Here is a 16,165-nt window from a genome sequence, read left to right as displayed (position 1 = left end):
CTACTTAAATTTGAATTTCATCCTATTGATCAGAGAGTTCCTCATCTTTTCACCTTCTTCAACGCCTAGAATCCTAGTAAGAACATGGCTAATATCTATATCTTTTGGTCTCATCATACCTGTACACGTAGCACAGTATGTGTAGACCTTCTCACCATTCGCCTGGGCCTTAATATCTTCCTTGAAGCCAGATGACAAGTCAGGTTCTCTAACACCTGCACAACCACCTGCTCCACAGCATTGTTCGTTGAGGTTTATAATCTCTGTATTTGGCATAAACTGAGCCACCTTTTCTTCTAAGTAGTTTGATTCCCTATCAGGACAAGGTCTAAACATATTGATTTTTTCTTCATCAAAATTCTGACCTAGACCCAATTCTTTTAACTTGGTATATATGTCGACCATCTTGACATTTAACCTACCAGCTAGATAATAATAGCAGTTGGGACAGACCATAATAAGTTCTTCTATACCCATGTCATCAAGCTTCTTCTGTATTTTTTCGATGATGTCTAATTCCTTATCTTTTAGGCCTAGTTCGGATATAGGCTTGCCACAACAATCAAATATAACCCCTATATCGAATTCTTTCATCATGTCTATAAGTGTATTGGCAGTATTAGGTGTATAAGAAAGGAAGTTGCAACCTGTAAATATAGCAGACTTGACTCCCCTGGCATTCTTATAGTTTTTAAACTTGTAATTGTATTTTTCTAGTACTATACCAGAATATCCTTTCTTATCCAGCTTGCCGCCATTGTTTTTGACTTCATTTCTTCTGTGCTTGATACCTATTGCAGCCCCATCTATATCAACTGGACATACAATCTTACACTTATTACATAAAAAACAAGAATAGGCAAGCTCACTGTGTTCTTCAAAGTTTTTTAAATCCATATTGTATTTTGTTAGGAATGTACAATTCCTGGTACAGGCTCCACAATGTATACAATCTTTTGCAAGTTCAATATCGTAGTAAGACATATCTGCCTCCTTCAATTATCATTGTTTTATAAAGCCAATTATCCTGTAACTAACTCTTCTTTAATCTTTTTTCCTTTTCATCTGCCTTTTTGGATACATATTTACCGAGCATTATCGATATAATAGTCAATAGTACTACAAATACTATTGACCAAATAAATTCAGGTGACCTAATATCCAATATTTTATCTCCTACATTTAAAAATATCACTGTACCTGGTAATATACCCAAAATAGTAGCTAGTGAATAAGAAACAAAGGAAATTTCAGTAAGTCCAGATGCATAATTTATAACGTTATATGGCATTACAGGAATTAACCTGCAAATAAATAAAACAAAAAATCCATCTCTTTTACCTAACTTCATAAACCTATTCCACCACTTTTCGGGCATCTTCCTCTCTAGATAAGATGCAACCAAATCCTTGGCTAGGAGCTTGGCCATCCAAAACATGATTGATGAGTTTACAACAGCACCTACAATTGTATATATAGACCCATCTATCAGACCAAACGATAACCCTCCTGCAAGTGCCAATATTGGTACCGGAAAAAAGAAAACGGGAAGCACGGCCCATACAAATATATAGGCGATTGGGGCCAATACACCAAATCCATTGACCCAATCACGAATACTTTGAGCTGTGATTCCCCTCAAAAAGAACTTATAAAACAAAAATAATAAAACCAAACCCAATACTATAGATATTGTTTTTTTGTTTATCTTTTTTGTCATTTAAATCCATCCTTGTTCAAATAATTTATATATCCTATACTTCTTCTCCAGCCTTCTTCTTCTGCTTGTCATTGTAGATCTTTTTAGCAATACCTATCATTATAGATAATGCGAACAATGTCAATAGACCCACGAATAACTTCTGAGCACCACCAGTTAGGGTTCCTCCGACGTATGAATAAACTATTGTCGCTGGCAACTGACCAACACCCGTTGCAATAAAGAATGACCAGAAACTCATATTTGTAAGTCCTGCTCCATAGCTTACAAAGTCAAAAGATACGAATGGAAGTAGTCTACAAATCAATATCGCATACTTACCGTATCTTTCAAAAAATACATCAACGCTCTCCATAGCACCCTTGCTTGTAAGTCTTTCAACAAAGTCTCTACCAAGGGCTCTCGCTAGGAAGAAGCAAAGGGCTGCACCAGCCATTGCTGATGACCAAGAAAGCATAGCTCCCTTCACCCAACCAAATATAGCTGCATTAGATAATGTTATCAAGAATGCTGGTATCGGTGCAGCTATAGACTGTAAAACCATAAGAATAAATGACACTACAGCTGCCATCTTTCCATATGACCTCAAATATGCAATTACTACCTTCGTATCCAGCTTAGATATAGTTGCAAAAGCCTCATTAGTCTTATAGCGCACTGTAGGGACAAAATAATACACACCTAATAAAATCGCTATAAATAGCAAGGCTATTATTCTTTCTTTTTTTCTTTTTCTCTTTAAATGGGCTACTTCTTCCTCAGATTTTTCCTCCCTAAGGTCACTCAGCCTAACTTGTTCTTGCTTCATAGCCTTTTTTTCTGCCCTAGTATAGTACTTTTGGTACTTGTCTTGTGTAAGTACTATATACAGGTTTATAAAGTTAACTATAGCTATAATAACAATTGTTGGAACAAGTATCTCTCTAACAGGCCCATTGTACATTATAGTTTCCTTGACTACGTACTGTAGGCTGACTAACTTGCCAGACACTGCACCCACTACAAGTATAATAGCCTCTAGAATGAAAAATGTATATCTCTTGTTTATAGTTGAATATGCAAGCCCCAATAACAAGCCAAAACCTGTAAATATATACATAACAAGAGGATGACCTACCATCATCTCATAGTTCACACTAAAGAATAAAAGTAGGCATACCAAAAGTCCAATGGCAATACCCGTCGTTAAATGATAAAACAACGCTCTTAATCTCTTCACTTATTACTCCTTAATTTACTACTCAGCTAACTTATAAGTTACTGCTACAAATGTACCATCTTCTGGCAATACATCCGCATTACCTGTAAATGCTACTTCATTTCTTTTTTCTACTGCACCGTAAGTATATGTAGTATTAGATATTATACCTACTGGACAAGAATCTAGACAAGAAAGGCAACCAGTCTTCTTAGTCTTAGCTCTTTCAAGATTACCACCAAATCTAAAATCTATCTTCTTTCCATTTGAATCTTTTACTACATCATTGATATCATATGCCTTATCAGCACCATCCCAAGTTACTGTTGCAGTTAATTTAGATCCTTCAACATGAGTAGTTGTTGCATTATCTGGGTTCATATTCTCTCCTGCCTTTGCACCGATTTCAACTAAACCATTATAGAACTGTTCTGGTGTTGCATAGGCCGTAAATATTGACTTAGTACCGTTACTTCCTGATTTTTCAACTGAAGCATGTCTAGTAGGCTCAGTAAAATACTTACCATTCACCTGAGAAAGAACTGTCACAGTCTTTGCCTTCTTGTCTACGATGATTGGGTTCTTTTCAGATACCTCAATTTTCATCTTTTCCTCTGTCTTTGTTGCTTCCTTCTTGGATTCCTCATTCTTTTTAGAACTACATCCAACCATACCAACTAATGATAGACAAAGTAGTCCTGCCATAATTTTTCTACTTAATTTCATAATACCATACCTCCTAGGCGTATTTTTCTTTCCTTTAATTATAACATGATTTTAAAATTTGAATAGTAAAAGCCATATTTTACCTATTTTAATTTTGAATAGCATCTCAAGATTTTTTCTATACTTATTATAATCATTTTTTATTTTAAAAATAATTCCAATAATATATTTATTCAAACTTACTAATCAATCTTTTTCATATCATTTAAAAACGCCTTATAGCCCTTGTATGCTTCATATATATCTGCCTTTGAAGTAACTTCCATAGGTGCATGCATTGATAAAACTGCGACCCCTGAATCTATTACATTCATACCTTGTCCTGCTAGTATATAGGCTATGGTTCCACCACCACCTTGGTCTACCCTTCCAAGCTCTGCTGTATGGTAGCCAACTTCATTGTCATCCATTATAGACCTAAGTGCAGCAATATATTCCGCATTTGCATCATTAGAACCTGACTTACCTCTAGCACCAGTATACTTATTAAACACCAAGCCCATACCAAAATGAGCAGAATTTTGCTTTTCATATACATTGGAATATAATGGATCATAGGCAGCACTAACATCAGAGGAAAGCATAGTTGAATTTCTCATTGCCCTCCTGACGGTCATTGAATCCCCTATATCCATAAGATTTACAAGTTCCATAAGACTATCTTCAAAGAACCTAGACTGCATACCAGTAGCTCCAGTTGACCCTATTTCCTCTTTGTCAACCAATATACAACAAGACGTCCTAGCTGGATTTTCGACTTCTAGCATGGCATATAATGATGTAAAGGCACATACCCTATCATCCTGGCCATAACCTATTACCATTGACCTATCAAGACCACAATCCCTTGCCTTGCCAGCAGGTACTATTTCAAGCTCTGCAGATAAGAAGTCTTCTTCTTCAAAGCCATACTTATCTTTTAGAATTTTTAATATATTGGACTTAACCAGTTCTTTTTCTTCTGAATCCTTCAAACCTCTTGAACCCAATAAGAGGTCCAAACCCTCCCCTTCTATAACTACGTTAGCCTTCTTCTGCATCTGGTCTTGAGCTAGGTGAATCAAGAGGTCGGTTATAACAAATACAGGATCATTATCATCTTCACCTATTACTATATCAATTTTACTCCCATCTTTTTTGACTACCACACCGTGGATTGCCAGTGGTATTGTAACCCATTGGTACTTCTTAATACCACCATAATAGTGAGTGTCAAGGTAGGCAAGGCCCGTATTTTCATACATGGGATTTTGTTTTACATCTATCCTAGGAGAATCAAGATGGGCCCCTAATATATTCATCCCATCTTCAATAGGTTCCCTACCTATGTTAAACAAAACTATTGTTTTACCCATGCACTTAGCGTAGACTTTATCACCTGCTTTTACAGTGTACTTACCCTTAATAAGATCCTCTAGGTTCTTATAACCCTTATCTATAGCCTTTTTTTCAATTATGTCGACACATTCTCTCTCTGTCTTACCAAGATCTAAATCTTTTTTATATTGTTCAGCTAGCCTTTCTACTTGACCTAATTGTTTTTCGTCATAAACTTCCCACATATTTTTTCTATACATCAAACCACCTCTAATTCATTTTGTAATTTATATATAATTTATTTCTCATATTCTAATTTGTGCTTTACTTTCCTTTCCACATAACCATATAAAGCTGCAAATCCTACAGAGGCTACAGGCCATATAATCCAAGACCTAGACCAGTCTTCAGTTATAAAACTATAGCCTAGATATATGGCTGTGACAGTTGAGAAAAACACTCCAGGCAGCCATCCTATCTCTTTTTTCACCAATTTCCTATAAACTCTGCTTTCTTCATCCTCTAGTATTTTTTTAAATGACGATTTTATACTACTGGCCTTTATTATTGTCATAACACCTATGCCAATCATAAATAACATTAGGCCGACACTCGCACCCATATATGTTTCTTCAAGATCCATACTACTAGCAACTACTACTGGTATAACTCCTAGAATTATAGCTACTACTCCTAGGGCTATATTCATATCGCCAATATGGGCATATGCTTCTTTTTTTCTTTTAATACTGGCCTCTACTCCATAAGCTAACTCTAAGACTTCCTTTTCTATATAGGAAAATTTTTCAGCCCTAGACGCCCTAGTGAAAAATATATATACTGCGATAGCTATCATAATAAACATTATAGAAACACCTATTGCACTGGCTAGGCTCTCTCTTAAGACATTAGGTTTAGATTCTGATATAGATTCCAAAATTATCAGTATTATTGATGACCATATACATAGGGCAACACCAAATCCTACCTCTAGGCTGTTTTTCTTTTCTAGGTCTAAATAGGCGTCTGCTTCTTCAATTGTTACAAATGTCTTGCCTTCTTTTTTATAGTCCTTTTTGATATCAGAACTCGTAATTTCTTGACTACTAGAATTTAACTCTAGTATTTCATCATTAGCTCCTTCTTTTAACAAGTAATCAGTTGTAACACCGAATACCTCACTCATCATAACTATTTTTGCCATATCAGGAATAGATACTCCAGTTTCCCATTTAGATACAGACTGCCTAGATACGTTTAATTCATTAGCCAGTTCCTCTTGTGACCAGCCCATCTTTTTTCTCAGGCTCATAATTTTTTCAGACATAATCATTTTAAGTCCTCCTCATATATTTTATGGTTTAAGGATAGTATAAATAGGGGTTGCATACAAGAAAGTCGACTTGGAAATTTGTCAACTGCTGGTTGCAACCCTTGAAATTACTGATACATATAAGATTAAATCACAATGTGTATACTATACACCTCTATGTATTTATTATCTTATAACACCATGTAAGTCTTTTTAGTACCTATCTTTGGACTCTCTTTCTATTCGTCTCATTGCATCCTTCTTTGCAAGATCCTGCCTCTTATCATATAGCTTTTTACCCTTGGCAAGACCAAGCTCAAGCTTTACTTTTCCATTCTTAAGGTACATCCTCATAGGTACCAAGGAATAACCCTTTATAGTTGTAGCTCCTATTAGCTTTCTTATCTCAGACTTATGTAAGAGCAATTTCCTAACCCTCAATGGATCTACATTAAACCTATTACCTTGCTCGTATGGACTAATATGGACTTGCTTTAAAAATACTTCTGAGTTTTCTACAGATGCATATCCCTCCTTAAGATTTATACGCCCCTGTCTTATGGACTTGACCTCTGTACCCTTGAGTTCAATACCACATTCGTACACCTCATCTATAAAATAATCATGTCTGGCCTTTTTGTTTGTAGCCAGAACCTTTATTCCAACCATAATATTCTCCTCCTATACCAGGTCGAAGTCTATCTCCCTGGCTTCAACATTAACATTGATAAGTTCTACTTGAACCACCTGACCTAACCTAAATACGTTACCAGTCCTCTCTCCTACAAGTGTGTGTGACATATCATTGTATATATACATATCTGGTAACTCTCTTAATCTTATCAAGCCTTCTACACCATTGTCAAGTTCTACAAATATACCAAATGAAGTCACTCCAGAAATAGCCCCTTCAAATACCTCCCCAATCTTTGTAGACATATATACTGACTTGTAGTAGTCATCTACTTCACGCTCTGCCATTTCAGCCTTTCTCTCCTGAGTAGAAGACTGGCTAGATACGTCCTCTAAAATTGAAGCATAGTGGGCCTTTCTCTTGTCAGATAGCCTACCCTCTATATCTTCCTTTATAATCCTGTGTATCTGTAAGTCAGGATACCTCCTGATTGGTGATGTAAAGTGGCTGTAATACTTGGCAGCTAGTCCAAAGTGACCCAAGCATTCAGGTGAATACCTAGCCTGCCTCAATGACCTAAGCATCACTGAACCTATGGCTCTTTTTTCTTCCTTGTGGTCTATGGAGCCTAGGAGCTTTTGCATATCCTTTGATTTTAATCCTCCCTTTGACATAGGCATCTTGTAGTTTAAGCCTGCTATAAAGTTCTTTAGGGTGACTATCTTGTCCTCATCTGGTTCTTCGTGGACCCTGTAGACAAATGGTACCTTCAACCAGAAGTAATGCTCTGCAACAGTTTCATTGACAAGAAGCATAAACTCCTCTATCATCTTGTTGGATACTCTTCTTTCATATGGGGCTATATCTACAGGCATACCCTGTGAATCTAATTTAATCTTAGCCTCTGGGAAATCAAAATCGATTGCCCCTCTCTTTTCTCTCTTCTTCCTCAAGATGTCAGCCAAGTCCCTAGCATTTTTAAATGACTCTACAAAGTCTGAGTACCTATCAATAATGTCTCTATCTTCATTTTCAAGTATGTCAGACACCTGTGTGTATGTCATCCTAGCCTTTGAATTGATAATAGTCTTTTCAATATTGTAATTTACTACCTTTCCAGTCTTAGAATCTACATCCATAAGACAAGATAGGGTCAACCTATCTACGCCTGGATTTAATGAACACAGGCCATTGGATAGTTTCTCAGGTAGCATAGGAACAACCTTATCTACCATATACACAGAAGTAGCCCTCTTCAAGGCCTCCTTGTCTAGGTTGGAGTTTTCTCTAACATAGTGGGTTACATCAGCAATATGGACACCCAACTTGTAGATATTACCCTCCTTGACTATATCTATAGCATCGTCAAAGTCCTTGGAATCAGACCCGTCGATTGTATATGTAAGCCTATCTCTAAGATCTAATCTTCCTTCCATCTCGGACTTGCTTATCGAGTCAGGTATATTTTTTAGTTCAATCTCTACTTTTTTAGGGAAGGCATCTGGCAGCTTGTGGCTTCTTATGATTGAATCTATCTCAACATACCTTTCACCTCTCTGGCCTATAACATCTACAATCACGCCCTTGGCTCCCTTATCACTATCTGGCCATTTTGTAATCTTGCATACGACCATATCATTTTCCTTGGCACCATTGAAGTCCCTCTTGGCAACAAATATGTCCGTACTCATCTTGTTCCTATCTGGAACCACAAAGCCAAAGTTTTTACTCACTTCAAGCCTACCTACAAACTCATCATTGGCCCTCTCTACTATCCTTATAATCACACCCTCTGCTTTTTTGTCACCAGTGGCATCTTTTGTAATCTTGACTATGACAGTATCATCATTGAAGGCATGGTTGGTATCATCAGCACCAATATATACATCCTGGTCACCTAGACTTATAAAGCCAAATCCCTTTGTCTTGGCCATAAACTTACCCTTGGCCATACCATAGTAGGCAAGAGACCCAATTTTTCCTTTTTTATTGATAAATAGGTCTCCATCTTCTTCCATTTCTCTTATCACTTCTGATATCATTACTCCACCCTTTTTAGTGTCTGAAAATATCATTACAAGGTCAGTGATATTGAGCGGTTTATAATTTTCATCGTTTAACAATCCCGATATTCTTTCTTTTAATTCTTCTTTTTGCATATCTCTCCTTTTGTAATTTATAGTTACGCTTATTAGCAAGAAAAGATGCCCTGAGGACATCTTTTTAAAAAACTAAATTTAATTCTTTAATTAAATCCCACACTGGCCTTGTGCAAGACTATTTCATCACAATAACTAATGCTATTGCATTGATGAAAAATAAGACAGATATTATCTTTGTCATCTTATTTAAAAAAGCTTCCTTACCCTTTGGCTTGAAGTATGCCTGTGAAGCATTGTCTTCTAAAAATACCTGGGGCTGGTTCTGCTTACTCTCTTGCGGTAGTACAGTTATAATCATAAGGATACTTAGGAATACCTGAATACCCATTAGTATGTATCTAACGTTCATTTGATCCTCCATTTCAAAATTAGTTTTATCTCAGCCTGTAGTGTATTATATCATAAAACCATTAATATTACAAGGATTTACCTAGTATTATGTCTAATTCTTATTTTATTTTAACACGAAAAAATAAAGCCGTAAATCAACACTAGTGTGTCAATCTACGGCTAATATTTTCAATATTTAGAAATTATCTTAACATTAATTTATATATCAATATTAGACTCTAGTATAATATTGCATATCCATGTACAAAACTAAATAAAACTATCTAGAAAGGTTGTAGAATGACTTTAACTGTTCGTATCTAGCTGATTCTCCAACTATTTCTTCGATTCTTAGTAACTGGTTGTACTTAGCAACTCTATCAGTTCTTGATGGAGCACCAGTCTTGATCTGTCCAGCGTTTACTGCAACAGCTATATCAGCTATAGTAGTATCTTCTGTTTCACCTGATCTATGAGATATAACTGCTGTATATCCTGCTCTCTTAGCCATTTCTATAGCGTCAAGAGTTTCAGTAAGTGTACCTATCTGGTTTACCTTGATTAGGATTGAGTTAGCAACACCAGCTTCAATACCTCTTTCAAGTCTTTCAGTGTTTGTAACGAATAAATCGTCACCTACTAGCTGGATCTTCTTACCAAGTCTTTCAGTAAGTAGCTTCCAACCATCCCAGTCTTCTTCGTTAAGACCGTCTTCTATAGTGATTATTGGGAACTCATTTACCCAACCTTCATATAGGTTTATCATTTCTTCTGAAGTAAGGACTTTGCCTTCTCCCTTTAGTTCGTACTTTCCGTCATTGTACATTTCTGATGCTGCAACGTCCATACCTAGCATAACGTCTTTACCTGGTTCAAGACCTGCACCCTTTATAGCTTCAACGATTAGCTCTAGAGCTTCTCTGTTTGATCCAAGGTTTGGAGCGAAACCACCTTCATCACCTACACCACAAGCTAGTCCCTTAGCTGCAAGAACCTTCTTTAATGAATGGAATACTTCTGCACCCATTCTTAAGCCTTCAGCGAAAGACTCAGCTCCTACTGGTAGGATCATGAATTCCTGAACGTCTACGTTGTTGTCTGCGTGTTCTCCACCGTTTAAGATGTTCATCATTGGGACTGGTAACTGCTTAGCATTTACTCCACCTATATACTGGAATAGTGGAAGACCAAGTTCATCTGCAGCAGCTCTTGCAACTGCTAGAGAAACACCTAGTATAGCATTAGCACCTAGCTTACCCTTGTTTGGAGTACCATCTAGTTCTATCATAAGACCGTCTATACCTGGCTGGTCAAAAGCGTCTAGACCTTCTACTTCAGGAGCTATTATTTCGTTTACATTGTCAACTGCCTTTAAAACACCCTTACCAATGTATCTTTCCTTATCTCCGTCTCTAAGTTCAACTGCTTCAAAAGCACCTGTAGATGCACCTGAAGGAACTATGGCTCTACCTAGAGCACCACTTTCTAGAACTACTTCAACTTCTACTGTTGGATTACCTCTTGAATCTAAAACTTCTCTTGCGTATACTAATTCAATAGCTGACATTATATATCTCCTCTCAACTCTAAAAAATCTTGGACACTGTCCTTACTTATTATAACACAAACCGCTATATTGAAATTTAATTTTTGTACCAATAGACGATTCTTTATTACAAATAAATTGATGGGTAAATTTGTAAAGTTTAATTTATATTTTAAAATTTTATTTTCGCTTATTGCACTCAAAACTTCATTATTAACTTGCTTGTATTTATTTATATAATCAATTTTATTAATTATCCTGTTTGATCAATGAATTTCTTATTTAATCAATGAATGACCTGTCATTTCCTTTGGCTTGTCCATGCCCAACATATCAAGTACAGTCGGTGCTATATCGCATAATCTACCATCTGTAAGCAGGTCACGGTTTTTAAACTCTTCTCCAGCTACTATAAAAGGAACTGGGTTAGTAGAGTGTGATGTGATAGGTCTACCTGTCTCAAGGTCTATCATAAGTTCTGCATTACCGTGGTCTGCTGTGATGATACCACTTCCACCAAGACCTAGGACCTTGTCAAATAGCCTTCCTACACATTCATCAACTGTCTTTATAGCCTTTGCTGTTGCCTCCATACTACCTGTATGACCTACCATATCAGGGTTGGCAAAGTTGACAGCTATAAAGTCGTACTTGTCTTCATCAATTGCAGCTAGTAGCTTGTCTAGTAGCTCATAGGCTGACATCTCAGGCTGTAAATCGTATGTAGCAACCTTTGGAGATGGTATAAGTAGCCTATCCTCCCCTTCGTTTGGTTCTTCTATGCCGCCGTTGAAGAAGAAAGTAACATGGGCATACTTTTCAGTTTCAGCTGCCCTCAACTGCTTCTTACCATTCTTTGCTAGGTATTCACCTAGGGTATTTACTATTTTCTCAGGTCCAAATGCTACATCCACACCTTCTATAGTCACATCGTATGTTGTCATACACACGAATCTTGTTGGAACTAGGTCCCTCTTAAATCCTTCAAAGTCTACATCTACTATAGATCTTGTTATTTCTCTAGCCCTGTCAGGTCTAAAGTTGAAGAATACAACTGAGTCGTCCTTTTCAATCTTTCCTACAGGCTCTAAGTTTTTTGTCATCACTGTAGGTATGATAAATTCATCGTTTACACCAGAATCATAAGATGCCTGAACACATTCAATAGCTGACTCTGATTTTGGACCCTCGCCCTTTACAATAGCATTGTAGGCAGTTTCCACTCTTTCCCATCTCTTGTCCCTGTCCATAGCATAGTACCTACCCGATACTGAGGCAAACTGGCCAGTTCCTAAAGATGTCATATATTCCTGGATTTCCATTACATATGTAATGGCACTCTGAGGATCTGTATCCCTACCATCTGTGAAGGCATGAACAAATACTCTCTCTAGTCCAAACCTTTTAGCCATATCAATTAAGGCCTTTAGGTGGTCTATATGCGAATGTACACCACCATCTGATAGTAGTCCCATGATATGCAGACTCTTGTCTTTTGCATTTTCCATGGCTGCTACTAGGGCCTCATTTGTAAAGAAGTCACCGTCTTCTATAGACTTTGTAATTCTTGTAAGGTCCTGGTATACTATCCTACCTGCACCTATATTTGTATGACCAACTTCTGAATTACCCATCTGACCATTTGGTAGACCAACATCTAAACCACTGGCCTGAATTAGGGTATGCTTGTATTTTTTAGCTATTTCATCTAGTCTTGGAGTACCAGCCAGTGATATAGCATTTCCTATTTCATTTGGAGTATATCCAAATCCATCCATTATTGTTAAAACTACTGGTTTTTTCATAATACACTTCCTTTACACTACTCGTTTCAATATCCGAGCATATTTTCACTAAACGTTAGAAACTATAGTAGTATTAGAACTTTAATAGTCCTAGATAGTCATCAGCCTTCAATGAAGCTCCACCTACTAGGGCGCCGTCTATATCAGTCTGTCCCATTATTTCAGCTACATTGGCTGGCTTTACAGATCCACCATACTGGATTCTCACCTTGTCAGCAAGATCAGCATATAGGTCCCTTACAACATTTCTTATGTAGGCGATTACTTCGTTTGCCTGCTCAGCTGTTGCAGTCTTACCTGTACCTATTGCCCAGATTGGTTCATAAGCTATTACTACCTTTTCAAGGTCTTCAGCTTTTACATCCTTTAGACCCTTTACTATCTGTCCCTTTACCTTGTCCATTGTAGAGTTTGATTCTCTTTCTTCAAGAGTCTCTCCACAACAAAGTATTGGATTTATACCCACTTCTATAGCTTTTAGAACCTTTTTGTTGCAAGTTTCATCAGTTTCATTGTAGTACTCTCTTCTCTCTGAATGTCCGATTATTACATAATCTATTCCAAGTTCTACAAGGTTGGCAGGAGCCACTTCACCTGTGAATGCACCAGATTCTTCAAAATGCATATTCTGAGCACCTATCTTTATATTAGTTCCCTTAGTTGCTTCTTTTAGGTCCTTTAGTAATGTAAATGGTGCACATATCAATACTTCTGCATCACCTTCAGTCTTACCCTTTACTGCTTCTATAAATTCAAGACCTTCCTTTATAGTCTTGTTCATCTTCCAGTTTCCAGCTATTATTGGCTTTCTCATTTTTATCTCCTTTTTATATGTGGCAGGCTAGACAGGCTAGCCCACCTTTATACACTTATTGTTCTATGATATTATCTCTACAAGATTATGTATATAGCATTATCCCTATAATATTATATCTATAGTTATATTGCTGAATTTACTAAATACTATCTATTACTTGTTGTCAAGTGCTGCTATACCAGGTAGTTCCTTACCTTCTAGGAATTCTAGAGATGCTCCACCACCTGTTGATATATGGCTCATCTTATCTCCAAATCCCATCTGGTTTACAGCAGCTGCTGAATCTCCACCACCTATTATTGTAGTAGCATCTATTTCAGCCATAGCCTCTGCTATTGCCTTTGTACCATTTGCAAAGTTTTCGAATTCGAATACACCCATTGGTCCATTCCATACTATAGTCTTTGCAGATTTTACAGCATCTACAAATAATTCTCTAGTCTTTAGTCCTATATCTAGACCCATTGAGTCTGCTGGTATATCTCTGCCTTCAGTAAACTTTGGCTTAGCATCTTCTGCAAACTTGTCAGCATATACTACATCTATTGGAAGAAGTAGCTTTACACCCTTTTCTTCTGCCTTCTTGATCATGTCAAGTGCATATTCAATCTTGTCATCTTCTACTAGTGATGTACCTATTTCGTGACCCATAGCCTTGAAGAATGTGTATGACATACCACCGCCTATTATTAGTGTATCAACCTTTTCTAATAGGTTGTTGATTACACCAAGCTTTGAAGAAACCTTAGCACCACCAAGGATAGCTAGGAATGGTCTTTCAGGATTTTCTACTGCTGATCCTAAGAAGTCTAATTCCTTCTGGATTAGGTAACCGCATACTCTTTCTTCTAGGAATTCACCAACACCTACTGTTGAGCAGTGGGCTCTATGGGCTGTACCAAATGCATCATTAACAAATACATCAGCAAGTGAAGCTAGTTCTCTTGAGAAGTTTTCTTCGTTCTTAGTCTCCTCAGCCCTGTATCTAGTGTTCTGTAATAGTACTATATCAGAGTCTTCCATAGCAGCTACTGCAGCCTTAGCATTGTTACCAACTACATTATCATCAGCAGCAAATACTACTATCTTGCCTAACATTTCTGATAATCTCTTAGCTACTGGTGCTAATGAAAGTTCTGGCTTGGCCTCTCCCTTTGGCTTACCAAGGTGTGAGCAAAGTATTACCTTAGCTCCGTTATCTACAAGATACTTTATAGTTGGTAGGGCACCAACAAGTCTATTTTCATCAGTTATCTTTCCATCTTTAAGAGGAACATTAAAGTCACATCTCACTAGGCACTTTCTGCCCTTTACCTGAATGTCTTCAATTGATTTTTTGTTTAGCATTGTCATAACAAATCTCCTTTTAAATTAATATTATATTTAAGTCTCTAATCTGAATATTTCCGCTATTACTATTATATCATAAGTGGGATGTTTTCAGACCATCTTGTGTATTATATCGATTTTTTTTATACTTATTTTCAAAAAAGAGGCTTATATAATATAAGCCTCTATTGATAAATCTCTCGCCTTCGTGGCCTAATAAATATTTATTTAAACAAGATTCTTTTATTATTTAGTTGTGCTTCCTACTAGTCCTAATGTTCTTACTAACTGAGAAGTGTAAGACATTTCGTTGTCATACCAAGCAACAGTCTTAACTAACTGCTTACCTGCAACATCCATTACCTTAGTAAGTGTAGCATCAAATAATGAACCGTAGCTGATACCTACTATATCAGTTGATACTAATTCTTCTTCAGTGTATCCAAATGATTCATTAGCAGCAGCCTTCATAGCAGCATTGATTTCTTCTACTGATGTGTTCTTTTCAAGTACACATACTAATTCAGTTATTGAACCTGTTGGTACTGGAACTCTCTGTGCAGCTCCGTCAAGCTTACCTGCAAGTTCTGGTATTACTAGACCTATAGCCTTTGCAGCACCTGTTGTGTTAGGTATTATGTTTGCAGCAGCTGTTCTAGCTCTTCTTAAGTCACCCTTCTTATGAGGGCCATCTAGAGTATTCTGGTCATTTGTATACGCATGGATAGTTGTCATTAAACCTTCAACGATACCGAACTTGTCGTTAAGTACCTTAGCCATTGGTGCAAGACAGTTTGTAGTACAAGAAGCACCTGAAACTACTGTTTCGCTTCCGTCTATTATATCAGAGTTTACATTGTAAACTATTGTCTTAACGTCACCAGTTGCTGGAGCAGATATAAGAACCTTCTTAGCACCTGCCTTTATATGAGCCTCAGCCTTTTCCTTAGAAGTGAATAGACCAGTACATTCAAGAACTATGTCTACACCCATTTCTCCCCAAGGTAGGTTTTCTGGGTTTCTTTCAGATATAACAAGTATCTCCTGTCCATTAACTACGAAAGCACCTTCTTCTTCAACTACTTCACCATTGAATCTACCCTGTGAAGAGTCATACTTTAGTAAGTGAGCTAGCATATGTGAGTCTGTTAAATCATTTATAGCAACTATCTGGAACTTTTCTGGCTGTTCCATCATTTTTCTTAATGCTAATCTACCTATTCTACCAAATCCATTAATCGCAACTTTAACCATTTCATTACCTCCAAA

Annotated in this window: 14 protein-coding genes; all 14 read right to left on the bottom strand. The window is 37.0% G+C overall.

What is annotated here, in order from left to right:
* Positions 1–984: a heterodisulfide reductase-related iron-sulfur binding cluster gene (locus tag F823_RS0102440; protein ID WP_019595343.1), complete on the bottom strand. Its 984-nt coding sequence runs from the start codon at positions 982–984 to the stop codon at positions 1–3.
* Between the two features lie 49 nt (positions 985–1,033).
* A complete protein-coding gene (locus F823_RS0102435) occupies positions 1,034–1,720 on the bottom strand; it encodes a TVP38/TMEM64 family protein (RefSeq protein WP_002844970.1) in 687 nt (228 codons plus the stop codon).
* Between the two features lie 34 nt (positions 1,721–1,754).
* Entirely contained in the window at positions 1,755–2,939 is a 1,185-nt protein-coding gene (locus F823_RS0102430) for a TVP38/TMEM64 family protein (RefSeq protein ID WP_019595342.1), read from the bottom strand.
* A gap of 18 nt (positions 2,940–2,957) precedes the next feature.
* Positions 2,958–3,644, bottom strand: a complete 687-nt coding sequence (locus F823_RS0102425) for a YdjY domain-containing protein (RefSeq protein ID WP_002843562.1) — start codon at positions 3,642–3,644, stop codon at positions 2,958–2,960.
* A gap of 182 nt (positions 3,645–3,826) precedes the next feature.
* The gene (locus F823_RS0102420) at positions 3,827–5,221 is read right to left on the bottom strand and encodes an aminopeptidase (RefSeq protein WP_002843594.1); all 1,395 of its coding nucleotides are present in this window, start codon (positions 5,219–5,221) and stop codon (positions 3,827–3,829) included.
* Between the two features lie 38 nt (positions 5,222–5,259).
* Positions 5,260–6,294 carry a helix-turn-helix domain-containing protein gene (locus tag F823_RS0102415; RefSeq protein WP_002843579.1) on the bottom strand — a complete coding sequence of 345 codons (1,035 nt, stop codon included), beginning with the start codon at positions 6,292–6,294 and terminating at the stop codon, positions 5,260–5,262.
* 192 nt (positions 6,295–6,486) lie between these two features.
* A complete protein-coding gene (smpB, locus tag F823_RS0102410; RefSeq protein ID WP_002844974.1) occupies positions 6,487–6,942 on the bottom strand; it encodes an SsrA-binding protein SmpB in 456 nt (151 codons plus the stop codon).
* Positions 6,943–6,954: 12 nt separating this feature from the next.
* Positions 6,955–9,066 carry a ribonuclease R gene (gene rnr, locus F823_RS0102405; RefSeq protein WP_002844975.1) on the bottom strand — a complete coding sequence of 704 codons (2,112 nt, stop codon included), beginning with the start codon at positions 9,064–9,066 and terminating at the stop codon, positions 6,955–6,957.
* A 118-nt stretch (positions 9,067–9,184) separates the two neighbouring features.
* Positions 9,185–9,418: a preprotein translocase subunit SecG gene (gene secG, locus F823_RS0102400; RefSeq protein WP_002843596.1), complete on the bottom strand. Its 234-nt coding sequence runs from the start codon at positions 9,416–9,418 to the stop codon at positions 9,185–9,187.
* A 261-nt stretch (positions 9,419–9,679) separates the two neighbouring features.
* Positions 9,680–10,966 (bottom strand): phosphopyruvate hydratase, encoded by a 1,287-nt coding sequence (eno, locus tag F823_RS0102395; protein WP_002843568.1) that lies wholly within the window; start codon positions 10,964–10,966, stop codon positions 9,680–9,682.
* Between the two features lie 257 nt (positions 10,967–11,223).
* The gene (gene gpmI, locus F823_RS0102390) at positions 11,224–12,750 is read right to left on the bottom strand and encodes a 2,3-bisphosphoglycerate-independent phosphoglycerate mutase (protein ID WP_002843588.1); all 1,527 of its coding nucleotides are present in this window, start codon (positions 12,748–12,750) and stop codon (positions 11,224–11,226) included.
* Positions 12,751–12,823: 73 nt separating this feature from the next.
* On the bottom strand, positions 12,824–13,564 hold the full coding sequence (tpiA, locus tag F823_RS0102385) for a triose-phosphate isomerase (RefSeq protein WP_002844978.1): 741 nt from the start codon (positions 13,562–13,564) through the stop codon (positions 12,824–12,826).
* 156 nt (positions 13,565–13,720) lie between these two features.
* The gene (locus F823_RS0102380; RefSeq protein WP_002844984.1) at positions 13,721–14,920 is read right to left on the bottom strand and encodes a phosphoglycerate kinase; all 1,200 of its coding nucleotides are present in this window, start codon (positions 14,918–14,920) and stop codon (positions 13,721–13,723) included.
* Positions 14,921–15,142: 222 nt separating this feature from the next.
* Positions 15,143–16,150: a type I glyceraldehyde-3-phosphate dehydrogenase gene (gene gap / locus F823_RS0102375; protein WP_002843571.1), complete on the bottom strand. Its 1,008-nt coding sequence runs from the start codon at positions 16,148–16,150 to the stop codon at positions 15,143–15,145.
* Positions 16,151–16,165: the final 15 nt, after the last annotated feature.

It is taken from the genome of Peptostreptococcus anaerobius VPI 4330 = DSM 2949, assembly GCF_000381525.1.
Lineage (GTDB): Bacteria > Bacillota > Clostridia > Peptostreptococcales > Peptostreptococcaceae > Peptostreptococcus > Peptostreptococcus anaerobius.
Note: the sequence above shows the minus strand (reverse complement) of the source record. Positions and strands in the feature narration are given on the sequence as shown.

Coding starts and splice junctions, on each gene's coding strand:
- eno (WP_002843568.1), bottom strand. CDS start 10,966: ATGTCAGCTATTGAATTAGTATACGCAAGAGAAGTTTTAGATTCAAGA.
- F823_RS0102420 (WP_002843594.1), bottom strand. CDS start 5,221: ATGTATAGAAAAAATATGTGGGAAGTTTATGACGAAAAACAATTAGGT.
- smpB (WP_002844974.1), bottom strand. CDS start 6,942: ATGGTTGGAATAAAGGTTCTGGCTACAAACAAAAAGGCCAGACATGAT.
- gap (WP_002843571.1), bottom strand. CDS start 16,150: ATGGTTAAAGTTGCGATTAATGGATTTGGTAGAATAGGTAGATTAGCA.
- secG (WP_002843596.1), bottom strand. CDS start 9,418: ATGAACGTTAGATACATACTAATGGGTATTCAGGTATTCCTAAGTATC.
- gpmI (WP_002843588.1), bottom strand. CDS start 12,750: ATGAAAAAACCAGTAGTTTTAACAATAATGGATGGATTTGGATATACT.
- F823_RS0102435 (WP_002844970.1), bottom strand. CDS start 1,720: ATGACAAAAAAGATAAACAAAAAAACAATATCTATAGTATTGGGTTTG.
- F823_RS0102440 (WP_019595343.1), bottom strand. CDS start 984: ATGTCTTACTACGATATTGAACTTGCAAAAGATTGTATACATTGTGGA.
- F823_RS0102425 (WP_002843562.1), bottom strand. CDS start 3,644: ATGAAATTAAGTAGAAAAATTATGGCAGGACTACTTTGTCTATCATTA.
- rnr (WP_002844975.1), bottom strand. CDS start 9,066: ATGCAAAAAGAAGAATTAAAAGAAAGAATATCGGGATTGTTAAACGAT.
- F823_RS0102380 (WP_002844984.1), bottom strand. CDS start 14,920: ATGACAATGCTAAACAAAAAATCAATTGAAGACATTCAGGTAAAGGGC.
- F823_RS0102415 (WP_002843579.1), bottom strand. CDS start 6,294: ATGATTATGTCTGAAAAAATTATGAGCCTGAGAAAAAAGATGGGCTGG.
- tpiA (WP_002844978.1), bottom strand. CDS start 13,564: ATGAGAAAGCCAATAATAGCTGGAAACTGGAAGATGAACAAGACTATA.